The 24,414-nt window shown below is 41.6% G+C and carries 19 protein-coding genes and 1 pseudogene; 15 read left to right on the top strand and 5 right to left on the bottom strand.

The features are described 5' to 3' along the window. Positions 1 to 69: 69 nt before the first annotated feature. The 6 genes from ACWODM_RS06020 (at position 70) to truA (ending at position 5,146) form a co-directional block, all read left to right on the top strand. The gene (locus ACWODM_RS06020; protein WP_455320475.1) at positions 70 to 1,008 is read left to right on the top strand and encodes a DNA-directed RNA polymerase subunit alpha; all 939 of its coding nucleotides are present in this window, start codon (positions 70 to 72) and stop codon (positions 1,006 to 1,008) included. Between the two features lie 23 nt (positions 1,009 to 1,031). Next, complete coding sequence (gene rplQ / locus ACWODM_RS06015; RefSeq protein ID WP_455320474.1) at positions 1,032 to 1,412, top strand: 50S ribosomal protein L17; 381 nt, start codon at positions 1,032 to 1,034, stop codon at positions 1,410 to 1,412. Positions 1,413 to 1,755: 343 nt separating this feature from the next. Further along, positions 1,756 to 2,595, top strand: a complete 840-nt coding sequence (locus tag ACWODM_RS06010) for an energy-coupling factor ABC transporter ATP-binding protein (protein WP_455320473.1) — start codon at positions 1,756 to 1,758, stop codon at positions 2,593 to 2,595. Continuing rightward, complete coding sequence (locus ACWODM_RS06005; protein ID WP_455320472.1) at positions 2,571 to 3,437, top strand: energy-coupling factor ABC transporter ATP-binding protein; 867 nt, start codon at positions 2,571 to 2,573, stop codon at positions 3,435 to 3,437. Before ACWODM_RS06010 ends, ACWODM_RS06005 begins: the two co-directional genes overlap by 25 nt. Then, positions 3,427 to 4,224, top strand: a complete 798-nt coding sequence (locus tag ACWODM_RS06000; protein WP_455320471.1) for an energy-coupling factor transporter transmembrane component T family protein — start codon at positions 3,427 to 3,429, stop codon at positions 4,222 to 4,224. The genes ACWODM_RS06005 and ACWODM_RS06000 overlap by 11 nt, the downstream gene beginning before the upstream one ends. 181 nt (positions 4,225 to 4,405) lie before the next feature. Beyond that, positions 4,406 to 5,146, top strand: coding sequence for a tRNA pseudouridine(38-40) synthase TruA (truA, locus tag ACWODM_RS05995; protein WP_455320470.1), 741 nt, complete (start codon positions 4,406 to 4,408; stop codon positions 5,144 to 5,146). Positions 5,147 to 5,182: 36 nt separating this feature from the next. On the opposite strand, the gene glnA is transcribed toward truA, so the two are convergent. Then, entirely contained in the window at positions 5,183 to 6,523 is a 1,341-nt protein-coding gene (gene glnA / locus ACWODM_RS05990; RefSeq protein WP_455320469.1) for a type I glutamate--ammonia ligase, read from the bottom strand. A gap of 314 nt (positions 6,524 to 6,837) precedes the next feature. On the opposite strand from glnA, the gene gltB reads away from it, so the two are divergent. Further along, complete coding sequence (gene gltB, locus ACWODM_RS05985; RefSeq protein ID WP_455320468.1) at positions 6,838 to 11,334, top strand: glutamate synthase large subunit; 4,497 nt, start codon at positions 6,838 to 6,840, stop codon at positions 11,332 to 11,334. A 105-nt stretch (positions 11,335 to 11,439) separates the two neighbouring features. Then, positions 11,440 to 12,882 carry a glutamate synthase subunit beta gene (locus ACWODM_RS05980; RefSeq protein ID WP_455320467.1) on the top strand — a complete coding sequence of 481 codons (1,443 nt, stop codon included), beginning with the start codon at positions 11,440 to 11,442 and terminating at the stop codon, positions 12,880 to 12,882. 106 nt (positions 12,883 to 12,988) lie between these two features. On the opposite strand, the gene ACWODM_RS05975 is transcribed toward ACWODM_RS05980, so the two are convergent. Beyond that, entirely contained in the window at positions 12,989 to 14,221 is a 1,233-nt protein-coding gene (locus tag ACWODM_RS05975; RefSeq protein ID WP_455320466.1) for an MFS transporter, read from the bottom strand. 361 nt (positions 14,222 to 14,582) lie between these two features. Between ACWODM_RS05975 and ACWODM_RS05970 the strand changes: the two genes are divergently transcribed. Then, positions 14,583 to 15,584 (top strand): Rgg family transcriptional regulator, encoded by a 1,002-nt coding sequence (locus ACWODM_RS05970; protein ID WP_455320465.1) that lies wholly within the window; start codon positions 14,583 to 14,585, stop codon positions 15,582 to 15,584. Positions 15,585 to 15,598: 14 nt separating this feature from the next. On the opposite strand, the gene ACWODM_RS05965 is transcribed toward ACWODM_RS05970, so the two are convergent. Beyond that, a complete protein-coding gene (locus ACWODM_RS05965; RefSeq protein WP_455320464.1) occupies positions 15,599 to 18,199 on the bottom strand; it encodes a YfhO family protein in 2,601 nt (866 codons plus the stop codon). Positions 18,200 to 18,327: 128 nt separating this feature from the next. Here ACWODM_RS05965 and ACWODM_RS05960 point away from each other — a divergent pair, with 128 nt between their 5' ends. After that, the gene (locus ACWODM_RS05960; protein WP_455320463.1) at positions 18,328 to 18,879 is read left to right on the top strand and encodes an RNA polymerase sigma factor; all 552 of its coding nucleotides are present in this window, start codon (positions 18,328 to 18,330) and stop codon (positions 18,877 to 18,879) included. Continuing rightward, on the top strand, positions 18,866 to 20,086 hold the full coding sequence (locus tag ACWODM_RS05955) for a hypothetical protein (protein ID WP_455320462.1): 1,221 nt from the start codon (positions 18,866 to 18,868) through the stop codon (positions 20,084 to 20,086). The genes ACWODM_RS05960 and ACWODM_RS05955 overlap by 14 nt, the downstream gene beginning before the upstream one ends. Before the next feature lie 69 nt (positions 20,087 to 20,155). On the opposite strand, the gene ACWODM_RS05950 is transcribed toward ACWODM_RS05955, so the two are convergent. After that, positions 20,156 to 20,431: a hypothetical protein gene (locus ACWODM_RS05950; protein WP_455320461.1), complete on the bottom strand. Its 276-nt coding sequence runs from the start codon at positions 20,429 to 20,431 to the stop codon at positions 20,156 to 20,158. Positions 20,432 to 20,618: 187 nt separating this feature from the next. Here ACWODM_RS05950 and ACWODM_RS05945 point away from each other — a divergent pair. Together ACWODM_RS05945 and ACWODM_RS05940 are read left to right on the top strand one after the other, a co-directional pair. Then, positions 20,619 to 20,807 (top strand): annotated as a pseudogene (locus tag ACWODM_RS05945) (helix-turn-helix domain-containing protein); the annotation flags it as partial. 74 nt (positions 20,808 to 20,881) lie between these two features. Continuing rightward, on the top strand, positions 20,882 to 21,220 hold the full coding sequence (locus ACWODM_RS05940; protein WP_455320460.1) for an Rgg family transcriptional regulator: 339 nt from the start codon (positions 20,882 to 20,884) through the stop codon (positions 21,218 to 21,220). Between the two features lie 483 nt (positions 21,221 to 21,703). Here the strand turns inward: ACWODM_RS05940 and rpmB are convergent, their stop codons facing one another. After that, the gene (gene rpmB, locus ACWODM_RS05935) at positions 21,704 to 21,892 is read right to left on the bottom strand and encodes a 50S ribosomal protein L28 (RefSeq protein ID WP_016173549.1); all 189 of its coding nucleotides are present in this window, start codon (positions 21,890 to 21,892) and stop codon (positions 21,704 to 21,706) included. Positions 21,893 to 22,252: 360 nt separating this feature from the next. On the opposite strand from rpmB, the gene ACWODM_RS05930 reads away from it, so the two are divergent. After that, positions 22,253 to 22,615: an Asp23/Gls24 family envelope stress response protein gene (locus tag ACWODM_RS05930; RefSeq protein ID WP_455320459.1), complete on the top strand. Its 363-nt coding sequence runs from the start codon at positions 22,253 to 22,255 to the stop codon at positions 22,613 to 22,615. A 54-nt stretch (positions 22,616 to 22,669) separates the two neighbouring features. Next, positions 22,670 to 24,340: a DAK2 domain-containing protein gene (locus ACWODM_RS05925; protein ID WP_455320458.1), complete on the top strand. Its 1,671-nt coding sequence runs from the start codon at positions 22,670 to 22,672 to the stop codon at positions 24,338 to 24,340. The last annotated feature ends 74 nt before the right edge of the window (positions 24,341 to 24,414 follow it).

Raw genomic sequence — 24,414 nt, 5'->3', positions numbered from 1 at the left:
CATTTTGAGTTTCAATAATTACGTCATTGAACAAGACACTTTTCGTTTTGAAAGGGGTAAGAGATAAGAATGATTGAATTCGAAAAACCAAGAATCGCAAAAATTGATGAAGAGAAAGATTATGGAAAGTTCATCGTGGAACCTCTTGAAAGAGGCTACGGAACTACTCTAGGAAATTCCCTGCGTCGTATTTTGTTATCTTCTCTACCAGGTGCAGCAATTACTAATATTCAAATCGATGGAGTCCTACACGAATTCTCAACTGTTAAGGGTGTTCGAGAAGACGTTGCTCAAATCATCTTGAATATCAAAGGTCTTGCATTAAAAATGTACGGTGAAGAAGAAAAGACCCTTGAAATCGATATTACAGGACCAGCTACTGTAACTGCCGGCGATATTATCGTTGATAGTGATGTAGAAATCCTTAATAAAGATATGTACATTTGTACAGTTGCTGAAGGGACTACCTTCCATGCTCGTTTAACGGTTAGACCGGGACGTGGATATGTCCAAGCAGACGAAAATAAAAAAGAAGACATGCCAATCGGTGTTCTTCCAGTCGATTCAATCTATACACCAGTACGTCGTGTGAACTACCAAGTAGAAAACACTCGTGTCGGTCGTCGTGATGATTTCGACAAATTAACGATGGAAATCTGGACAGATGGTTCAATCGAGCCATTAGATGCAATGAGTTTAGCTGCAAAAATCATGACTGAACATTTAGACATCTTTGTTAACCTAACAGATGAAGCGAAAAACGCTGAAATCATGGTTGAAAAAGAAGAAACTCAAAAAGAAAAAATGTTGGAAATGACAATTGAAGAACTAGACTTATCTGTTCGTTCATATAACTGTCTAAAACGTGCAGGCATTAATACTGTACAAGAACTAACAAATAAATCTGAGCCAGAAATGATCAAAGTACGTAATTTAGGCCGTAAATCTCTAGAAGAAGTGAAAGCAAAATTACATGATCTAGGTTTAGGGTTACGTAAAGACGATTAATTTTTACGAAGGAGGGAAACCACGTGAGTTATCGTAAACTAGGACGCACATCTAGCCAACGTAAAGCGATGTTGCGTGATTTAACAACTGATTTAATCATTAACGAACGCATCGTTACGACTGAAGCTCGTGCGAAAGAAGTTCGCTCAACTACAGAAAAAATGATTACTCTAGGAAAACGCGGTGATTTACATGCACGTCGCCAAGCAGCTGCATTCGTTCGTAATGAAGTAGCAAGTGTACGTGAAGAAGACGAAGAAATCGTTATCGAATCAGCTTTACAAAAGCTATTCAACGACATTGCTCCTCGTTATGCAGATCGCCAAGGTGGCTACACACGTATCTTGAAGACAGAACCAAGACGCGGAGATGCTGCACCAATGGTTATCCTAGAATTAGTTTAAAAATTACACTTACTAAATGATGGCAACATCATTTAGCATCACTTTGTAGATGAACTTTAAGAGTGTTATGATGTTGGAAGGCAACTTCCGAGTCTAGCTCGGCGCTACCCCCTGGATTACTTTCAGGGGGTATGCACTCATCATAAAAGTGTTTTTTTTTATTCTCGATACCTGTCAAGACACCTTGAGATTATGGAGAATGAGAAAAAGCTTGAATTTCTCTTGAAAGTCTTCAGAATAATTGAAATCTTGCCTTTTTTTTGGTAGTGTTAATTAGAATCGATTTGGAAATAAAAATAAAGTAGTTTACCACATGGAAATAGGACGAAATCAAGGAGTACATATGAAGCCAATTATTGAATTAAACAATCTTACATTCAAATATCAGCGCACAGATCAGCGTCCAGCACTGGAGGACGTTTCTCTTTCGATTGGGCAAGGGGAGTGGGTGGCGATCATTGGTCACAATGGTTCGGGCAAGTCAACCTTGGCAAAAACGATCAATGGTCTTTTGATTCCAGAAAGCGGTACAGTCAAGGTCGGAAATCATCAGTTGAATGAAGAAAACATTTGGTCTATCCGTAAAATGGTCGGCATGGTTTTTCAAAATCCGGACAACCAATTTGTTGGAGCAACAGTTGAAGACGATGTGGCGTTTGGTATGGAAAATCAGGGGATTCCTCGTGATGAAATGGTCAAGCGAGTGACCCATGCCTTGGAACAGGTACGTATGTCTAATTTTACTACCAGAGAACCAGCGAGACTGTCTGGAGGACAAAAGCAGCGTGTAGCGATCGCAGGTGTCGTTGCATTGCGTCCGGATATCATTATTCTAGATGAAGCAACGAGTATGCTAGATCCAGAAGGCCGTGAGGAAGTCATCACAACGATCAAAAAAATTAAAGAAGAGAATAACTTGACCGTTTTATCGATTACTCATGATATCGATGAAGCAGCCAATGCTAATCGGGTGTTGGTGATGCGTCAAGGGAAATTAGTAGATGAAGGGACTCCAGAAAAAATCTTTTCTGCTGGACCTCAACTAGTTGAAATGGGATTGGATCTGCCATTCCCGGAAAAATTGAAGCATTCTCTGAAGGAGCGTGGCATTCAAGTTCCGGAAGAATATCTAACGGAAGAAAGGATGGTGGACTGGTTATGGACATCCGTTTTGAAAAAGTAAACTTTACTTATCAACCACATTCACCGTTTGAACAAAAAGTCTTGTTCGATATCGATCTAGATATCAAGGAAGGCTCCTATACGGCTCTGGTTGGGCACACCGGCAGTGGGAAATCAACGCTGCTGCAGCATTTGAATGCTTTATTAAAACCAACAGAAGGAAGAGTCAATATTGGAGATCGCGTGATTACTCCTGAAACGAACAATAAAAATTTGAAACCAATCCGCAAAAAAGTCGGTATCGTCTTTCAATTTCCTGAAGCACAGCTATTTGAAGAAACAGTAGCAAAAGATATTGCTTTTGGCCCGAAAAATTTTGGTGTATCAGAAGAAGAAGCATTACTACTGGCCAAAGACAATTTGAAATTAGTCGGCTTGGATGAAAGCTATCTAGAACGTTCCCCTTTTGATCTATCAGGTGGGCAAATGCGTCGGGTGGCGATTGCCGGTGTTTTGGCAATGGAACCCGAAGTTTTAGTATTAGACGAGCCGACTGCTGGTCTGGATCCACAGGGACGTAAAGAAATGATGGAAATGTTTGAGCGACTGCATCGCGAAAAGAACATCACAATTGTTTTGGTGACTCATTTGATGGATGATGTAGCCAACTTTGCAGATTATATGTATGTTCTAGAAAAAGGGCAAATTGTGAAACATGGGACACCAGCTGTTGTTTTCCAAGATGTAGAATGGCTGCGTGAGAAACAACTAGGAGTACCAACTGCTGCAGAATTTGCTCAACTCTTGGAAGAAAAAGGGATGATATTTGACGAGCTTCCACTAACAGCAGAAGCATTAGCGGATATTATTTTGATTCAAGGAGGATCTGCCCATGATGAATAAACTGATTTTGGGAAGATACATTCCGGGGGATTCCGTGATCCATCGATTGGATCCTCGAACCAAATTAGTCGCAAGTTTTTATTTTATTGGGATCATCTTTTTTGCGAATAACTGGCAGAGCTATCTTTTGTTGACGCTGTTTACGCTAGCGGGTGTCTATCTATCAAAAGTCGATTTCGGTTTCTTTATTCGTGGTGTACGTCCACTGATTTGGTTGATTCTCTTCACCGTGGCTTTACAAATATTCTTTACAAATGGTGGACAAGTTTACTGGCAATGGGGGATTTTCCGACTGACAGAGTTTGGTTTGCAAAACGGGATTTTCATTTTTTGTCGCTTTGTCTTGATTATTTTTATGTCGACGCTACTGACACTGACAACAGCACCGTTGGAATTGTCTGATGCGATCGAATATATTCTTCGACCTTTGAAGGCCATTCGCTTTCCTGTTCATGAAATTTCTTTGATGTTGTCGATCGCTTTGCGTTTCGTACCGACATTGATGGATGAAACTGAGAAGATCATGAATGCGCAGCGTGCCCGAGGAGTCGATTTTGGAGAAGGTAATCTCGTACAGAAGATGAAAGCCATCGTTCCTTTGCTGATTCCTTTGTTTGTGAGCAGCTTTAATCGTGCAGATGATCTAGCAACAGCAATGGAAGCAAGGGGCTATCAGGGAGGCGAGGGACGCAGTAAATACCGTGTCCTGCACTGGTATATGAGAGATACGATCACAGTCGTCGTTTTTGTTCTCGTGACGGCCGCTTTGATTTATTTGAGAAATTAACTTGAGATTATGGCAGAAGTAAAAACAAGACAAAAATATCCGGACGAGATAGAATGAATTTCACTGATTTCGGTGAATTTGCGAGAGGATCAAGTGGGTCCAGGAGCAATCTTCTATGGTTCGGATATTTTCCTTTTAACATGCTTGTGTCACAGTCTCGAAATGATGAAGGGAGTTAACGATGGTTCGATACAAAGCAATTATTGCCTATGATGGAACGAATTTTAACGGATTCCAACGGCAAACAACAGGACGTACAGTTCAGGAGGAAGTCGAGAAGACTTTGACGAAAATGGCGAATCAGCGCGTGGAGATCCACGGTTCAGGAAGGACGGATGCGGGGGTCCATGCGTCAGGTCAAGTGATCCATTTCGATTTTCCCTACGAACGGCCATTGGAAAAAATGCGTTTTGGTTTGGATACACAAACACCAGAAGATATTGCCGTCAAATCAGTAGAGATCGTAGCGGAAAATTTTCATTCTCGCTATTTGGTAAAGGAAAAAATTTATGAATTTAGAGTGGATGTCGGGAAACCCCGTAGTCCTTTTCGTCGATTCTATGCAAGTTATTTCCCTTATCCTGTCGATATCGAAAAGATCAAGCAAGCGTTGCCTGACTTCTTGGGAACGCATGATTTTACCTCTTTTTGTTCCACGGGAAGTTCGGTCGATGATAAGGTAAGAACAGTTTATGAAGCAAAGTTGTCGGTGAATGAGGCCGGTGATGAATTGCTCTTTACTTTTCGTGGGGATGGTTTTTTGTACAAGATGATACGTATCATGGTGGGGACGCTATTGAAGATTGGAAACGACCGTATGCCAGTCGATTGCCTGCCGGAAATCATTGCTGGAAAAGACCGCAATTTAGCTGGTCCGACGGCGCATCCAGAAGGTTTGTATTTGAAAGAAGTACGCTATTAAAAAAAGCAGGAAATCGTGATGATTTCCTGCTTTTTTTTAGTAAAGCTCTAAATATTGTTCTCTTTCCCATTCTGAAACAGATTGTTTGTATGCATCCCATTCAAAGCGTTTAGATACAAGGAAGCTGTTGTAGATATGCTCGCCTAAAGCTTCTTTAACGATGCTATCTTTACGCAGTTCCTTCAATGCATTGTGTAAAGTGGATGGCAAGTCAGAGATGTTTGCTGCTTCGCGCTCTTCTTCGTCCATTACATAGATATTGCTGTTTACAGGAGGTGTAGGAGTCAACTCTCTTTTCACTCCATCAAGTCCTGATTGTAACAGAACAGCCATTGCCAAGTATGGGTTAGCTGAAGGATCGACAGAACGTAATTCCAAACGTGTTGAAAGTCCGCGTGATTCTGGTACACGAATCAATGGAGAACGGTTTCTTCCAGACCATGCAACGTAAACAGGTGCTTCAAAGCCTGGAACTAGACGTTTGTATGAATTGACTGTTGGGTTACAAATTGCTGTAAAGGCACGTGCGTGTTCTAATAGACCTCCTAAGAACTGATACGCTGTATCGCTCAATTGCATGTCGTTGTCTTTATCAAAGAAGGCATTTTCTGATCCTTTGAATAATGACATGTTACAGTGCATACCTGAACCGTTAATACCAAACAATGGTTTTGGCATGAAAGTAGCGTGAAGACCATGTTTTCTAGCAATAGTTTTAACAACTAATTTGAATGTTTGGATGTTGTCACAAGCTTCAAGGACGTTAGCATATTTAAAGTCGATCTCATGTTGTCCAGGTGCAACCTCGTGATGGGATGCTTCTACTTCAAAGCCTAAGCTTTCTAATTCCAATACGATATCACGACGGCAGTTTTCACCTAAGTCAGTTGGTGCGAAATCAAAATACCCACCTTGGTCGTTCAAGTCTGTTGTGATGTCGCCTTGTTCATTTAATTTGAATAAGAAAAATTCTGGTTCAGGGCCTAAGTTGAAAGAAGTGAATCCTAGTGATTCCATGTCAGATAGGGCACGTTTTAAGTTTCCACGAGGGTCTCCAGCAAATGGTGTACCGTCAGGATTATAAATGTCACAAATCAAACGAGCTACTTTGCCATGTTCGCTTTCCCATGGGAAGATCATCCAAGTACTCAAGTCAGGGTAAAGATACATGTCACTTTCTTCGATACGAACAAATCCTTCGATAGAAGAACCATCGAACATCATTTTGTTCTCTAACACTTTGTCTAATTGGCTGATTGGTACTTCCACATTTTTGATTGTTCCTAGAATATCTGTAAACATTAGGCGCAAGAATCGTACATTTTCTTCTTTAACAATTTTTTGGATATCGGCTGCTGTGTTTGTTGCTTTTGTCATAGTATCCCATCCTTTTAGCTCTTTTAGTGTTAATTTGAAAGGGAGAGCGGAACAGTTGGTTTTCTTGTTAACACTAGAATCCTTTCAAATTATACTGGAACTATACCAATTAATTTTTTCCTTGTCAATCTAAAATGTCAGAAAATCTAACATGGAGGGTGGTTTTTATTTTTCTCTATCTAGTTTTTTCCTACTTAATGGAAAAACAGAAATTTTTTTCTTGGTTAGTCGAAATTTGTGTGATATAATCTGACACATCAGACGTTTTTTTATAGAAATTATTTTCAGACTATTCAGAAAAAGAAGGTGCTTGTATGGAAACTCTAGATGCAAAACAAACAATGTATGATCCTTCATTTGAAAAAGATGCTTGCGGGATGGGATTTATCGCTCAAAGAGATGGGCGTGCCTCACGCAAATTGGTGGAATATGCATTGACCATGCTGGAACGAATGAATCATCGCGGCGGAACAGGAGCAGAAGCCGATACAGGTGATGGTGCGGGCATCCTTATGGCTATGCCAGATCGCTTTTTTCAAAAAGAAGCGCTAAACGATAAAGTGGTACTCCCAGAAAAAGGGAATTATGCGGTAGGAATGCTTTTCCTTCCGAAAGAAAAAGAAGAAAAACTTTCTTTACAAAAAGCAATCACTAAAGATATCACAGCTGCTGGTTTCCGTGTGTTATGGGAACGTGATGTTCCTTACGCGTTTTATAATTGCGGTCCAGGCGCTCAGAAAGTGATGCCGAGCTTTGCGCAGCTATTTATCGAAAAACCAATCGACGTCAAATCAGACAGAGAATTTGAAGATCAGCTATATGCATTGCGTCGTAGCTTGGAAAAAAGCTATCGACCAGATGAATTGTCAATCTGTAGCTTATCCAGTCAGACGATCGTATATAAAGGAATGTTGCATGCTTATCAAGTCGGTCTGTTTTTCTCAGACTTACAGGATCCAGAGATGGAAACAAGCATCGCCTTGACCCATTCTCGCTTTTCAACCAATACGTTCCCAAGTTGGAACCGTGCGCAGCCGTTCCGTTTCCTTGCCCATAACGGAGAGATCAACACGCTGCGAGGAGCAGAAAACTGGATGCACAGTCACCAGATCGAGATGTACGATGAAGAAAACTCGGATTCAGCGAAATTGGAAAATTGCTTGGAATACCTTTACCGTAATGGTCGAGACATTCCTCAAGCATTGATGATGATGGTACCAGAGGCTTGGTCAAAAGCAGCCAACCTTTCGCAAGAGCTGACAGCTTTCAACGAATACAATGCAAGCTTCATGGCTCCATGGGATGGACCGGCAGCTTTATGTTTCACAGACGGAAAGATCGTGGGGGCAACACTTGACCGGAACGGCTTACGTCCTTCTCGTTATTGGATCACAGATGAAGGAATTGTTGTAGTGGCTTCGGAATCTGGTGTGGTTGACTTGCCAGCCTCTACGATCGTTGAAAAAGGGGTGCTTGGGCCAGCGAATATGTTCTTAGTTGATACAACGACAGGAAAAATTCGCCACAATCAGGAAATCAAAGAGCATTATGCGAATGCACATCCATACCAGAAATGGTTGGACAAACAATTGGTTTCTTTGGAAGCATTACCGGAGAAAGAAAAAGAAGAAGCGGTCTCAGAAAAAGACTTGCTTACAATGTGGAAAATGTTTGGTTACACGGATGAAGTGATTCGGACATTGATTCTTCCGATGGCTGAAAAAGGGGAAGAGCCAGTTATCTCTATGGGCTTTGATTCACCTCTAGCTGTATTGAGTGAAAGACCACAGTCATTGTTCACCTATTTCAAACAACAATTCGCACAAGTTACCAATCCACCGATCGATGCGATCCGTGAAAAAATGGTTATCGGAACAGAATTGTTCTTAGGTAGAGACGGTGAGATCGAAAAAGACATGGAACAAAATTGTCGCAAATTAAAAATCGACAGTCCAATCCTAAGTACAGCAGATTTCTTGAAAATCCAGCAATTAAAACGTAAAAATCAAAAGACAGCGACACAATCTGTGCTTTATGACTATTCTGAGACACAGCAGAATGGCTTATATCATGCACTGGATCATTTGTTTAGAGAAGCAGAAGCGAAGATCGATCAAGGCGCAACGATCTTGATCTTGACCGACCGTCATGCAACGAAAGGCAAACGACCGATTCCAATCTTGCTTGCTGTTTCAGGACTTTACAACTACTTGGTTCGTCAAAGAAAAGGCGCGATGGCTTCCATTGTTGTCGATACGGCTGAAGTCAGTGAGATTCACCATTATGCAACACTAGTTGGTTATGGTGCCAGTGGGATCCATCCTTACGGTGCTTATGCAACGATTGATCACTTTGGTTTGTCAGATAAGATTGAAAACTATCGTCAGGCCTGTGAAAAAGGGATCATCAAGGTTATGTCTCGTATGGGGATCTCGACGATCGCCGGTTATCATGGGGCACAATTGTTTGAGGCAGTAGGGATCTCAACTGATGTTGTAGAGAAGTACTTCTCAGGAACAGCCTCTCGGATTGGCGGATTGAGCTTGAATCAGATCGAGACAGAATATGGCGCACGCTATAGCTCAGCATTCGGAGAAAAGAGTAATGATTATCTACCATCTGGCGGAAGCTTCCAGTACAAAGCGGACGGGGAACATCACTTGTATAATCCGAAAACGATCTACAATTTCCAAAAAGCTGTTCGTTCAGGAGATTATCAACTGTACAAAGCCTATGCTGACCAAATGAATAAAGAAGCGCTGGAATCACCAACCACACTGCGTTCGATGTGGATGTTCAAAAAATCACGTCCTTCGATCGCTTTGGAAGAAGTAGAGCCTGCGACGACGATCGTTAAACGTTTTAAAGTCGGAGCGATGTCTTATGGTTCATTGAGTGAAGAAGCGCATAAATGTCTCGCTGAAGGCATGAACAGCATTGGTGCCAAATCCAACTGTGGTGAAGGTGGCGAACATCGTGAGCGATTCAAACCAACGGCAGATGGACGTAACTTCAATAGTAAGATCAAACAGATCGCTTCAGGACGGTTCGGAGTAAACGCAGAGTATTTGATGAGTGCGGAAGAATTACAGATCAAAATGGCGCAAGGGGCGAAACCAGGTGAAGGTGGACAATTGCCCGCTAATAAAGCTTTCCCTTGGGTCGCAGAAATTCGTGGCTCGACACCGGGTGTACAGCTGATCTCACCACCGCCTCACCATGATATTTATTCGATCGAGGATCTGGCTCAGTTGATCTATGACTTAAAAACAGTCAATCCTTATGCAAAGATCAATGTTAAATTAGTTTCAAGTACAGGTGTTGGAACGATTGCTACTGGGGTAGTAAAAGCCGGAGCAGACGTTGTCGTGATCTCTGGATACGATGGCGGAACTGGAGCCTCACCGCGGACAGCGGTCCGTGATGCGGGTCTTCCATGGGAAATGGGCTTAGCAGAAGCGCATCAAACATTGATGATGAACAATCTTCGTCAACGAATGACTCTGGAAACAGACGGGAAATTGATGACCGGAAGAGATATTGCTGTAGCGGCACTCTTGGGTGCAGAAGAATACAGCTTCGCTTCTCTACCGTTAGTTGCCATTGGCTGTGTCATGATGCGTGTGTGTAGCTTAAACACTTGTCCAGTTGGTGTAGCTACACAAAATCCGGCATTGCGTAAGTTCTTTGCTGGTAAACCAGAACATGTAGTCAACATGATGATGTATCTGGCAGAAGATTTACGTGAAGTGATGGCGGAGCTAGGCTTCAAAACGATCGATGAAATGGTTGGACATGCAGAATGCTTAGTCCCACGATTTGTAGCGAAAGGAAAAGCTAAATCACTAGACTTTTCTAAAGTGATCGGAACGAGCTTAGGCATCGAAAGAAAAACAGTCGATCCGTTTCTTGAAAAACGCCAATGGAAGGATCTTGATTCTTATGCACAGGTTGCTATCGAATCAGGACAGAAAACTACGGTGGAACAACCGATCAACAATGTGCAGCGAACAGTTGGTGGTAGAATGGGCGGCTGGATTGCCGAACGCTTCGGTAACTATTCGGTAACACCTGGCTTGCTGAATTATACCTATACAGGAATCGCTGGACAGAGCTTTGGTGCCTTTACTGTTCAAGGGATGGAATTGAAGCTGATTGGTGAAGCCAATGACTATGTAGCGAAAGGTTTAAGTGGTGGACGCTTGATTATCGTGCCGCCGAAAGATGCTGGTTATGACGTAGAAAACTCAACAATCGTTGGGAACGTAGCCTGCTTTGGTGCGAATCGTGGAGAAGCCTACTTTAGAGGAATGGCTGGCGAACGATTCTGTGTTAGAAACAGTGGCGCAAGTGTTGTCGTAGAAGGTGTTGGCGATCATGGCTGTGAGTACATGACTGGCGGAGTAGCTGTTATTTTAGGCAAAACAGGACGGAATTTCGGTGCAGGGATGTCAGGTGGGATTGCTTACGTCTATGATCCTGAAAACCAATTCGAAGGAAAATGCAACAAAGAGATGGTTGATTTGTATCGCTTGGATGAAGCAGGAGACGATGCAGTCCTGAAAGAGATGATCGAGAAACATTTTAGTTACACAGATTCATTGAAGGCTGCTGAGATTTTGGGAGACTGGGAGGAACAGCGTCAACATTTCGTGAAAGTGTATCCGAAAGAATACCATAAAATGGTGGATGCAACAGAAGAAATGCGTTTGGCAGGATTCTCAGGAGAAGAAGTATTGGCAAAAGCCTTTGAAGCAGTTGTCGGTACACAATTATCGATCCCAGTAGGAAAAGATGTTCCCTCTGCTTGAGCTCTTAGAGAGTAAGTGGAATGGTATGCGGCATTTCGATCAAACTAAAATTTCGGGTTACAGAAATTTTAGTACTTTAAAAGAAATTACGAGGAGTGAGGCAAGATGGCAGATCCATTTGGTTTTTTGAAACATCCAAAAAAAGACAATCCTTATCGTGAGGTGAAAGAACGGATCTACGACTGGCGCGAATTGCAGACACCTCTTCCAGAAGAGGAACGCAAGGAACAAGCTGCACGTTGTATGAACTGTGGCATCCCATTTTGCCATACAGGCTCATTTTTCGGAGGTCAGCGAGCAGTATCTGGCTGTCCGAATGATAATTTGATCCCTGAGTGGAATGACCTTGTTTATAAGGGACGTTACAAAGCTGCGTTTGAACGTTTGGCTCGAACCAATCCTTTACCGGAAATGACAGGACGCGTTTGTCCGGCACCTTGTGAAAAAGGCTGTACGGAAGCATTGAACGGTTCAGGTGTAGCTATCCATGACAATGAGCGTTTCATTATTGATACAGCTTTTGAAAATGACTGGGTGCGAGACTCTGGTTTACCTACAGAAGATCAAACTGGCTTTAAAGTAGCAGTTGTCGGAAGTGGTCCAGCTGGATTGTCAGCCGCTTGGCGTTTGAATCAGCTGGGACATCAAGTGACTGTTTATGAACGCAGTGATCGTTTTGGTGGTTTATTGATGTATGGGATCCCGAATATGAAGCTGGACAAAGATATCGTTCAACGACGAATCGATCTGATGGAAGATTTGGGAATCGAATTTATCGCCAATACTGAGATTGGTCGCGATATTACAGCTGAAGAGCTACAAGAGAGCTATGATCGAGTGATCTTGGCAACAGGTGCCAGTGTTCCTCGTGACTTGAAGGTTCCTGGTCGTGAATTACAGGGAGTTAAGTTTGCTGTCGACTATTTGACGGAAGCAACAAAAGATGTATTGAAATACGGAAAAAAAGCAACGAGTCGTAAACTTGAAGGCAAGCATGTGATTGTTATTGGCGGTGGTGATACAGGGAATGACTGTATCGGTTCAGCGGTGCGTCAAGGCGCAGCTTCTGTTAGACAGCTGGAAATCACGCCTGAACTTCCTGGTCAGAGACTGCCAAACAATCCTTGGCCAGAATATCCAATGACTAGCCGTAAAGGTTACGGTCAAGAAGAAGCGGAATTCCTGTATAAAGAACCGTTGACAACATATTCTACTTCAACAAGTGCCTTTATCGGAGCTGAGCGTGGCCAACTGATTGGGATCGAAACCGTTCAAGTAGACGCTTCTTTCCAACCGATCGAAGCTACTAAAAAAGTGTTGAAAGCAGATCTTGTTTTACTCGCAATGGGCTTTTTAGGTCCTGAAACAACCCTGTTTGATACATTTGGTATCGAAGAGATCTATGACGATTATACAACGAACAATGAACGTGTGATGGTAGCGGGCGATGCAAGACGTGGACCAAGTTTAGTTATTTGGGGTATTCGTGAGGGTCGACTGGCTGCTGAAAAAGCAGACGAGTCACTACGTGCGTTGAGCTATCAATAAATGTAAAAAACTGCGTGAGTTTCTCTCGCAGTTTTTTTGCTTATTCAAAAATGTCATTAGTTGTGTGATGCAAAATAGTCGAATGGAACAATGCTATTCTTCTTGATCAGTAGGTCGTGTGGCGGGAATGATAGGTGATCCCTAGCAATCCAAGACTGACCATTCCTAAGCAAATCAAAGCTGTTTGAATAGAAAAGGCAGTCACAATCCCGGAAAAAATCAGAATGAACAGTGGCGGCAGACTCATCAAGATCATGCTCATTCCACCACTGATCGTTCCTAATTGATTTAAAGGAATGATGGTTAGAATTGCAGCATTCAATTTAGGATTGGCCACTCCGATCAAAAAGCCTAGAAATAAAAAGGTAGTCAGAATCAGCCAAGTTTCTTGTAGATACATAAACGATAAAAGTAAAACAGCTAAAATTGAAATAAAGGGATTCAATTGATACAAGGTATAATTTTTTAAGACATTCACACCGATGACTCCACCAACGATCGAGCCTATGGCAACCATTCCCTGCAGCAAAGCCAGTGTGAATGGAAAATTTTTGATGACCATGTCAGGATATTGTGCTAGTAGCATAGAAAATAATGGAGTGATCGTCATAAAGATCGCGTTGACGATCGCAAAGATCATTAGTAGCTTGAATAAGGGTCTGTTTTGAATGATATTCATGATAGCTGTTTTGATTTGACGGAAGAAAAGACTCATGGAAATTTTTTCCGTTCGTTGTAAATGTTTTTCCTCCAACGACCGAAAAAGAGATCTTAGAGAGAGTAGGATCAAAATTGTTAATAAAAAAGCGGCGCTATTGATCCAGGCTAATAAACGGAAAGACAAGATCCCGATCAAAGCGGAACCTAAAAAATTGGCTGCGATCCGAACAGTCTGGGCGATAGATCCTCGCAATCCTTGTGCTTCCTCAAGCTCATTCTTTGGAACGATCAATGGCAGAAAAGGAGAACCTAATGCCTCGGAGTAGTTTCCAATGACATCGGAGAGAAAATTGAGAATAGCGATAACGGTCAAAATCATGAGACTGGCGTCAAAACCAATCAAAATCCCCACTATGAAATACAGTAAGCTGCGCAGGAGGGTACTGCCAATCATCTTTTGACTGCGATTGCGACTGGCATCGGCATAGCTGCCGATAAATAAACCAAACATTGTTGGTAAGGATTCTGAAAAGGAAACGATGGAGATCCCCAGATTTGCTTTAGGAAGCTGACTGGCGTAGGTCATCAAAGCGATGTAATACAAAGAATCACCCATTGTCGATAGTAGGCTGTTTAAAACTAATTTTTGAAAATCTTTATTTTTGAAAAAGACATTCATTACAAGAGTCACTCCTTATTTCGTTTAATGTATTAAAATTTCAAAAACCGAAATTTTAGTCTGATTGAAATGCCGTATACCATTTCACTAGTTTAGAGTTCAGAGTGCTACTTCGATTTAATGTACTCAAATTTTCAAAAACCGAAAATTCGAGGTTGATTCTCTCTACGCCTACCCTCTCACTAGCTTGGGATTCTTAGGAAGTGGAACTGGCATCCTTATTTCATTTAATGTATTAAAATTTCAAAAGAACAAAATTTTAGTAGATCGAGTTTGGCCAAACTCTTGTTGTAACTTTAGTATAGTCAAGGTAAGATAAAGGAGAGATGAATTTCCACTATAGTAGAAAAAAGGTGAAAATATGAAAGAAGGCGCATTGTTCCGACAATTGCGAACAGACCGGGGGCTAAGCCTGCAAAAGGTATCAGATGAGATGAATAGTCTTTCCTTTATCAGTAAATTTGAGAAAGGTGAGTCGAACATTTCTTTGAATCGTTTGGAGCGGTTGCTGGAAAATATCAATATGACGATGGAAGAGTTTCTTTATTTGCGTTCTCTGAATCAGCAGGACAAACTCCAAAGTATCCAAACATATATGACGAGCCCTTTCTTTCTCATGCTGGATAAGATTCTCTATGCCGACAGCAAAGAAGAGGATTGGAAAAAAATAGACAATTTGCGACAGACCTATGAAAACTACCAGCAGATATTGACGGAGTTGGAACAATACCATGGAAAATGGAAAGAATTTTTAGTCATTTATACCGAAATTTTGATGGAAATTGGTCAGATTAATATGACTCATCTGGAGAATCCTTCGAATGAGCAGGTTTCAGCAATTGTTGAGGGTCTGTTTGAAAAGCTGTATCAAAAAACTCGTCCGATTATTCGCTACTTGTATCAGGTTGAAAATTGGAGTGTTTTTGAGGTTCTGTTGTTCCGTTCGATGCAGTTTGCGATCCCAGTTGAAACAGTTCGTCGATTGTTGCCAATCGCGGTCTCTCGAACGGAAAAGGAAAAGCAGCTGCCGATCATGCGAGAGACGCGGACTAGATTGCTGTTTTCGAGCTTTACAGTCTTTCTTAATTTCCGGAAAATATCGTGGGCTCAAGAAGTTCTGGTTATGCTAGAGGAGAAGCTGAAAGATGAAGACAATTTGTCGGACAGTACTCAACTGCTATTTTTCAAGGGTTGGTATGAGATTATTGCGGGGGAACACGAGAGAGGACTTAAAAAATGCCATCAGGCGATTTCGATCTATCGTATTTTGAATCAGCCAGGCCAGGTTTGGAATTATCAAGAGCATCTTAAAGTAATTTTGAATAACAAAGATCGGCCAAATGATTCGATGATCTTTATGTAAATAAAAAATGGATCTCAATTTGCAGATCCATTTTTTTTGTTGTAATAGCGATCAAATAGAATGAAGAATCCGAGACAGCTAATGAATAAAGCTGTACCAAGGAGAAATCCTTGTGGAAGATAGGTGAAACGAATCGTATGCGTACCTTCAGGGATCGACAAGCTGATGAAAGCATCCTGAAAAGCCTCTATCGGGATTTTTTGACCATCGAGCGTGGCACGCCATCCTTTGTCATAGGGAATGGTTGTCACCAACAGCTGCTCTTTTTCGGTAGTGACGACGGCTTCAGCGCTTCGTTTGTCAATTGTCAGGTCGACCCCTTTTTCTTGAATCGCATCGATTGTCCGTTGATAGGCACGGGTGTCCAAGGTCAACACTTGTGGGTTTTGGAAAGAAATTTCTTTTGTTCCGTAAAAACTTGCAGCAAATTGGAAAGTCGTGGTTTCTTCAAAATAGCCTAGATTGTAATACTGGCCATTGATATTGATCTGAGTTTTACGCTGTTCGCCGTCCACCATGATGGTTGCGCTGGAACTTTTCAATTTGGAAAAATTAGTCGGATACAGACTGAGATACGCTTGGGAGCCAGCGGGAACCGTTACTTCCCAGGTGATTTCTTTGGCTTCGTTACCAACTTCCTCTGTAAATTTTGTTTGGTTGCCCGTCGTTGAGATCGTTGTATTCGTCGAATCAACGACAGTCAATGGATGAAAGCGATAGAATTGCTCCTGTGAGCCCGCTAGACCGTTCATTAAATCGGTTTGACTACCTAGATTGTCATTTTCGAAGGCTTCGAGCTCGGCCACTTCTGGATCAGCCAAGAAACCAAGAGGTAGCGGATGTTGATTTTCGTATAATTGATAATCACCGCTTGTCTGGATCTCTGAAAAGCCGTATTTATTGATGGGTTGTTTGGCGATGTTGTATTTGATTCCAACAAAGCCATCCATTAAAAGTGTATTGTTAGGATAGCGAATATTTAGATTGGTTCCTCTTGAACGAAAGCCTAGCTGATTCAAATAGCTAGAAGAATGCCGATTGCGAATCGAAGAGAACATGCCGACACTGCTGTAGCCATAATTGATACTGTCGTTGGATGAGACTGGATCGAGATTTTCCATCCGATAAAAGTGTTCATTGGCCTCTTTAGTGATCTCAACCAGTTCTTTGATTGCTGGATAAGGCTTGGTATACAAGCTACGGGAAGCGTAATTCCAGTCATTGAGAATGCCCCGAATCGTGCCATTAGTGTTGACGGCCATTTCCAGAGAAACAAATAACAGTAGAAATAGGATGAATCGTTTTTTCGTTAATTTTCCTTTGTGATAAAAGCCCAGGATCAAGCTGTAAACCAGCAGAAAGGTCAAGGTCAAACCAAAGGAAAAGACGGTTAAGTATTCGTATTTATCAGTTGGCAAGGAAAAATAACTTCCAGTGAAGGCCAGTAGCCATGCCAACAGAATTCCTATCAATTTTTTATGGTTGCCTGCTAGCTGTTCCCAGCCATAACCTGCAAGCATCACGATCAAGAAGGAGAGTAGATAAGCGTAACGAAACAAAAACATATTCGGTGCATGCATCCCATGCCAAAAGAGGTTTAACGGAACGATATAGAAGCTGGCGATCAAAAGGGCAAACAAACCGGCAAACAGCAGTCGTTCCTTCAAGGCTATTTTTTTTGAAAGAAAGTACAACAAACAAAAGGCTAAGGGCAACAGTCCGACATAGATAAAAGGAATCGAACCGTATTTAGTGGTGTCGTAAACACCAATCATGTTTTTGACGAAAAAGTCCCAAATATCAGTTGCGGCTGTTTTGAAGGTGGTGATTTTTGTCAACTCTTCACCATTCGTCCGCAGATCCAATACAGCAGGCAAGATGATGATCATCGAAGCGCCGCCAGCTAGCAGTGAGGTGATTCCATAGGGTAAAATTCGCTTTTTGTAGTCTTTCCAGTGGCTGATCAAACGAATCAGAAAGTACAGGAAAGAAAAGACACCGATCATAAAGCCCATATAAAAGCTAGAGAAGAATAGCATGAAATAGCTGATGAATAAGAGTCGTGGTTTCTTTTCCTTTAGCAATCGGTCGATCCCCCAGATAACTAGAGGTAGATAAACGAAGGCATCCAACCACATGATCAATTCTGAATGGGCGGTGACAAAGGACATCAGTGCATAGCAGACAGCAAGAACCACATGGTACCAGCGGTCAATGCGGAAGGTATGTTTGGCATAAAACCAAAAAGCTAGTCCGGCACTGCCGATTTTGATCAAGGTCAAAAAGTACAGGGCATCGGGCATCCACTGATTAGGGAAAAACAGAACCAGCGGCGTAAAAAAACCACCCAAATAATAAGAGATCAACGCTAGGTAATTGAGCCCTAATGATGCGTTCCAGCTGTAAAAAAGACTTTGTTTTCCGGTCAAGACATTGCGGAAACTTGCGTGGAAGTTGGAAAATTGTGAAAAAGCATCGCTCGCCAAAATGCTGCGACTGCTGCCGGGATAAATGCCGATCGTCAAATAAATGATCGCCATGACTGTCAAAGGGATAAAGAAACTTGCTAGCATATAGTGCTTGTTTTTTTTGCAAAAATCGTTGATTCGTGCCAAGAAGATTGCCTCCTGCTCTAGTTAAAAATGATGGATTAAGTGTAACATAGAATGAGAGAAAGAGAAAAACAGAAATCAGTGAGTATTTTTGGATGTTCTGGTGTATATAGAGAGAAGGGGGCGGCAAAGTGGACGAAGTGTGGGTTGATCGAATCAAAAATAGAGAAGAAGCTGCATTGCTGGAAGTGATCCAGACATATGGAAAAGTGCTATATGTCGTTGCTGCAACAGTCTTAACAGAACAAACACCTCAAAGACAGCTGGAGATCGAAGAGGTCGTTCAAGATGCTTTCTTCAGTCTTTGGAACAAACCGAAAAAGTTCGATCCAAACCGGGGTACCTTGAAAAGTTTCCTGATCGTTAAGACGATTAGTTTGGCTAAAAATAAAATTCGCAAAAATCAGCGTGAATTCAAAAAAATGAAAAAGTTGTACGAATTGCGTGTTTTGGAGTCAGATTTGGGTTTCACAGTCGATATTTCCGATGTCTTTGAGGCGATACTGAGATTTGATGAAAAAACGAGAGAAATTTTGTTGCATCGGTTCATTTATGAGGAGAAGCCACAGACGATCAGCCGATTGCTAGGGATTCCGATCAAAGAAGTCAACAATCGCATTTACCGCGGGAAAAAGAAACTGATTGACTATTGCGAGGAGGCTGGACACAATGAAGACGAATAAGGAACAGCAGTTGGATCATTTCTTGGAACAGCAAGGTATTGCTTATGAAGTCGATGAGCAGCAAGTCGTTCGAAAAATCATTCGTAGACAAAAACGCTATGTTTGGCGACTCTCGTTACTGCTACTTGGTGGTGTGTTGATCTCGGGCTTTACTACTGTGAAAATTCTTCCAGAAATCTATGAACATTATTTTGGAGCGGGTGCGTCACAGCTGATTTCAACAGAAGACAGTTTTCTCATCGAAAGCAATGGCGTGACGCTTCGAGTGTTGGACACGTTTAAAGATCAGGGAGTCAACTATGCAGCATTGCAGATCGAGGCGGAGACAGCGAAGGGAAAAACATTTAATGTACCGGTGACAGAAGGGGGAATTTGGCATAGTGTAGAAAATGAGCATCGTTCCTCAGCGGTTGTTTTGTCAACGCTACGGGATCGTGTTGAGCTGACAGCGTTGCTGAGTGATCCGCAAGAATATCGTTTGGAGGGGACCTTCGCTAGCGAACAATTGGCGACAGAGGTGGAATGGTTGGAAAATGTTTCGCCTTCCAATGATAAGAGTGAGGGCATTCGTTCAGATCTCTTGGCTTTTGATGAAGAGGAACCTTATGCTCTTACTGGTTATGCCATGCGAGATGAAAAGCTTCATGTTCAATTTTACGGTCGATCTTATGGAAAATCGCTAGCGTCTGTCCGTAAAGAGGTACTTGAGGAACCGGTATTTCTAATCAATCAAACGAACGGAGAAAAAATCCTGCCAGTGGATTCCTTCCAATATAGTAAAACAGCGGTCAATTTAGAAGTGGGAGACGCTTATTATTTAGAGTATATTTTCGAGCTGTCGGATGTGATCGAAAGCTATAGTTATGTCTTTGAGCAGTTGGATTATCAGGTAACTTCAGGAGAATGGCTGGTCGATTTTTCGGACAGTAAAGACCTCCCAACAAGGACATTTCAGAACGTAGAAACAGAAGGAGGTTCTTTTTCGGAGCCCATCTTGTCCCCGATCGCCTTATCAGTAGATGTTTTTGAAGAGAACCCAGACGTTGAGATCGTACTTGTGAAAACATCGGGAGAAGAAATCTTGCTGAATGAAAGTCATACGAGGATCGAGTCTAAAAACTACTATACGATACCTTACACACTGCTTTCCGAAGTAGCCTACCTTAAAATCGACCGTCAAATCAGTTACCCTGTTCATGGGGAATAATCAAAAAAGCGATTAGAAGGACACTGTAGTCGAAATTCTGATCGCTTTTTTTGTTTGTTCCGGTGCTATTTAGTTCGATGTGGTCGATGTTTTATAGCCCAGCCAAGAATAAGCAACGATAAAAAGTCCACCTAGCACAACGGCGATGTCTATATAAGTAAAGATATGCATGTCGTTTAATGAGATAAACAGTTCAGAAACACCAAGCAAAACACTAATGGCAAACTGAAGAGAGAAAGCGATAAATGCGGCGCTGACTTTCATTTCTGGATTGCCCTTGCGTTGAAGTAGGATGATCGTGACTAAGATAACGGTGAGTTTTAAGATAAGATATACTATGTTCATAGGGTGTCTCCTTTTTTGTGTGAATGTAGTGAGAATCGTTATCATTGCAATGTTTTTTTTGATTCTATCGTTAGTATAGCTGAAGAAATCCAGAATAGAAGATTTGTCTATAAAAGATGTTTTTTTATGAAAAATCTGGCTATTTTTATAAAAATGTATGATATTTGAACAAAAATAGAGTTTTGGGATGAAAAGGGTGTTGGACATGAAAGGATACGGGGCGCAGTTTAAAAAATTAAGAGAAGGAAAAGGCATGACCTTGAGAGAGACGGCCAAAGGGATTGTTTCCTATCAATTTTTGAGTAATTTTGAAAATAGACATTCCAATATTTCTTTGTATAACTTCGTTGAATTGCTGGATCGTCTACATGTAAGCTTCAATGAGTTTTTTATTCAAGGTGACGAATCGCTGATTATCTACTATCTGAATTTGGTCTTGAAGCAACACGTTTGGGACAGGGCAACAATCGCATTGAGCAAAAGCGATTTATTGAAATATGGGAGAAAAAATATCAGGAGACAGGAAAAGAAAAATACCTGCATTTGCAGATCATCGTGGAATTTGAAAAAAGAGGTCCTTCAATTGTTCTTGATGAACACAAGCAGATCTTGAGAGACTATATTCTAAAAGTAGCTTCCTGGACCAATTACGAATTGTTTCTCTTTTCCTACTATCATTTTCTCTTGTCACATGAAGAAATCAAAGGACTTTACAAACAGATGTATCAAAAGCTTAAAAACAAAAACGAACAAAACAGGATCAGTACCGCTTTGTTGATGAGTTTCTGATTTCGATTATTCATCTGTTTACTAAGACTGGATATTTGGAGGATGCAAAGGAAGCGCTGGAGCTATATAAATCTCATGGCGAGAGTGATCCTCGCTTACAAACTCTTGGGAACAATGTGTTTTATCGTTTTTGTGAAGGTGAGCTGGCGGTTCGTTTGGGGAAAGTGTAGGGGTTGGCAATCATTTGTCGCGTGCTGAATTCGTTGCTGTTTATTCCTCAAACCATTGAACTAAGGGATGGTCTGTTTCAAGTGGTGGATCAGACAGTATAAATGAAAGAAGTCAAAATAAAAAAAGATTCGAACGACAGAAAAGAAGAGGCGCTCATTCGAATGAATGTGCGACGAATACCCGCTAGCTAGCAGGAACAATCTCTCTGTTGTTCGGATCTTTTTTTGTTCAGCAACTGATGTCGCAGATTTTCAAACTTTAGACAGAAAAAAACCGTTCGATCAGCGAACGGTTGGTTACTGTGTGTTTTGATTAAACGCGCTCAACTTTTCCAGATTTCAAAGCACGAGCTGAAACCCAAACTTTTTTAGGTTTTCCGTCGATTAATACACGAACTTTTTGTAGGTTAGGTTTAACTGTGCGTTTTGTAGCGTTCATCGCATGAGAGCGGTTATTCGCACTAGATGTTTTACGACCAGTAAAGTAGCAAACTTTTGCCATTGTTTATTTCCTCCTTTTGCCTTGATATGGGAGCATTGAAAATCGGCTCATACTAGATGAATTTATCATAAAATACGTCTCTTTGCAAGTATATTTTCTTTCATTCATTGACTTTTTTGCGAGAACATTGTAAATTATACAAGGTTGCAAAGCTCCTTTTTAATAGATTTCCCCTTGAATTAAGGACGGGCTTCTTTTATTTACAAGGTAGCTATGTTAGAATACTATAGAAGAAAATAGACCTATAGTCTGTTGAGGATGCCCATTTCGTCGATCAAAAACTTGGATTAGCGGGATGGTATACGGCGTTCTGATCAAGCTAAAATTTTATGACACTAAAAGAATCAAGGAGGCTTTATCATGGCTGTAAAAATCAAAACGTCATCTGGGACGATTGAAATCTCAAACGAAGTCATTGCGACAGTCGTTGGCGGTGCTGCAACGGATGTTTTTGGTATCGTAGGTATGGCAAGCAAAAAACAAATCAAAGACAACATCAATGAAATCCTGCGCAAAGAGAATTATTCACGTGGTGTAGTAGTTCGCCAGGAAGAAAATGGTATTGCGGTAGATGTGTATACGATCGTCAGTTACGGAACGAAGATCTCAGAAGTGTCTCGTAATGTACAAGAAAAAGTCAAATACAATCTTGAAACAATGTTAGGTGTTGCAGCAAATTCAGTGAATGTTTTTGTTCAAGGTGTACGAGTATTGCCTGATTAGGAGGCAGATAACAAGCTGAGGAATTCAGCGGTTGATCTTAAGGAGGATTTATCAGTGGAAGTAACGAATATTAGCGCAAGTCAATTTCAGGAAATGGTTCAGGCTGGCGCCGATCGTCTACAAAAAAATGCAGAATTTGTCAATTCATTAAACGTTTTTCCGGTTCCCGATGGGGATACTGGAACGAATATGAACTTGTCAATGACCAGTGGTGCAAAAGCAGTCGCTGATGCTACATCAGAAAAAGTAGGCGAACTGGCTAACCATTTATCAAAAGGTCTGTTGATGGGTGCGCGGGGAAATTCTGGCGTTATCTTGTCTCAATTGTTCCGTGGATTTGCTAAACAGATCCCGACAGTAGAAACATTGACAGCACAGGATTTGGCTAAAGCATTTACTCATGGAGTAGAAACTGCCTATAAAGCAGTCATGAAACCAGTAGAAGGAACGATTTTAACAGTTGCTCGTGTAGCAGCTGAATTTGGTGAGCGCGAAGCAGCCAAAACAGACGATTGTGTTGCAGTGATGACAGCGGTCGTCAAAGGTGCCAAACGTGCATTGGACAAAACACCAGATTTATTGCCGGTCTTGAAAGAAGTTGGCGTGGTCGACAGTGGCGGCCAAGGGCTACTATTCATCTATGAAGGTTTCTTAAGTGTCTTGAACGGTGAATATGTAATGGAAGAAAATTTTGTTACTCCTGCAGCAATGGATGAGTTAGTCAATGCAGAGCATCATCGCAGTGTCCAAGGACAGATGGCGACGGAAGATATCACTTTTGGTTACTGTACAGAGATCATGGTGAAAATTGGTGACGGTCCGACAGTCGATAGTGAGTTTGACTATGATACATTCCGTAATTACTTGAATGAGCTAGGTGACTCTTTGTTGGTAGTCAATGACGATGAGATCATCAAAGTTCATGTGCATACAGAGTATCCTGGTGAAGTCATGAATTACGGTCAAAAATTCGGCTCGCTAGTCAAAATTAAAGTGGACAACATGCGTGTGCAACACGAAACGATCTTGGAGCATGACGAACAAGCAGTACCACAGAAAAAACAACGAGTACCTTTTGCAATTATTGCGATCGCTGCCGGTAGTGGCGTACAAGAACTATTCACCAGTCTAGGCGCATCCTATGTGATCAGCGGCGGACAAACGATGAATCCTAGTACTGAAGATATTTTGAAAGCGATCAAAGAAGTCAATGCGGATCATGTGATTGTTCTGCCAAACAACAAAAATATTTTCATGGCTGCGGATCAGGCAGCAGCAGTGGCGGATGTTCCTGTAGCGGTTGTACCGACTCGTACGATCTCACAAGGAATGACAGCAATGTTGGCCTTCAACGATCAGTTGAGTTTGAAAGAGAACAAAGAGGCGATGACTGAGATGTTGGAAAGTGTGATCAGCGGTTCCGTGACTCACGCGATCCGAGACACAAGTATCGATGGAATTGCAATCAAAGAAGGCGACTTCCTAGGAATGATCGATGGAAAAATCGTCGTTTCTCAATCAGACTCATTGGATGTCTCATTAGAAACCTTGAAAAAAATGCTGACAGAAGACACGGAGATCATTACGATCATCATCGGAGAAGAGGGTTCTCAAAAAGAAGCGGATCAATTAGAAGCAGCTTTGCTTGAACTTGATTCAGACTTAGAAATTGAAATCCATATGGGGAATCAACCTGTATATCCATATTTATTCTCAGCAGAATAAATGATTCATTATTTGCGTATTTGATTATAGTGCGTAGGCATAGACAAAGAGCTTGGTCGAATTACTCGAACCAG

The organism is Enterococcus olivae (assembly GCF_053760925.1).
Note: the sequence above shows the minus strand (reverse complement) of the source record. Positions and strands in the feature narration are given on the sequence as shown.

Bases quoted from the DNA above. Each gene is read 5' to 3' on its own strand.
- ACWODM_RS05950 (WP_455320461.1), bottom strand. From the start codon at position 20,431: ATGAACATAGTATATCTTATCTTAAAACTCACCGTTATCTTAGTCACG.
- ACWODM_RS05980 (WP_455320467.1), top strand. From the start codon at position 11,440: ATGGCAGATCCATTTGGTTTTTTGAAACATCCAAAAAAAGACAATCCT.
- ACWODM_RS06020 (WP_455320475.1), top strand. From the start codon at position 70: ATGATTGAATTCGAAAAACCAAGAATCGCAAAAATTGATGAAGAGAAA.
- gltB (WP_455320468.1), top strand. From the start codon at position 6,838: ATGGAAACTCTAGATGCAAAACAAACAATGTATGATCCTTCATTTGAA.
- ACWODM_RS05930 (WP_455320459.1), top strand. From the start codon at position 22,253: ATGGCTGTAAAAATCAAAACGTCATCTGGGACGATTGAAATCTCAAAC.
- ACWODM_RS06005 (WP_455320472.1), top strand. From the start codon at position 2,571: ATGGACATCCGTTTTGAAAAAGTAAACTTTACTTATCAACCACATTCA.
- ACWODM_RS06000 (WP_455320471.1), top strand. From the start codon at position 3,427: ATGATGAATAAACTGATTTTGGGAAGATACATTCCGGGGGATTCCGTG.
- ACWODM_RS05975 (WP_455320466.1), bottom strand. From the start codon at position 14,221: ATGAATGTCTTTTTCAAAAATAAAGATTTTCAAAAATTAGTTTTAAAC.
- ACWODM_RS05955 (WP_455320462.1), top strand. From the start codon at position 18,866: ATGAAGACGAATAAGGAACAGCAGTTGGATCATTTCTTGGAACAGCAA.
- truA (WP_455320470.1), top strand. From the start codon at position 4,406: ATGGTTCGATACAAAGCAATTATTGCCTATGATGGAACGAATTTTAAC.
- rpmB (WP_016173549.1), bottom strand. From the start codon at position 21,892: ATGGCAAAAGTTTGCTACTTTACTGGTCGTAAAACATCTAGTGCGAAT.
- ACWODM_RS05970 (WP_455320465.1), top strand. From the start codon at position 14,583: ATGAAAGAAGGCGCATTGTTCCGACAATTGCGAACAGACCGGGGGCTA.
- ACWODM_RS06010 (WP_455320473.1), top strand. From the start codon at position 1,756: ATGAAGCCAATTATTGAATTAAACAATCTTACATTCAAATATCAGCGC.
- glnA (WP_455320469.1), bottom strand. From the start codon at position 6,523: ATGACAAAAGCAACAAACACAGCAGCCGATATCCAAAAAATTGTTAAA.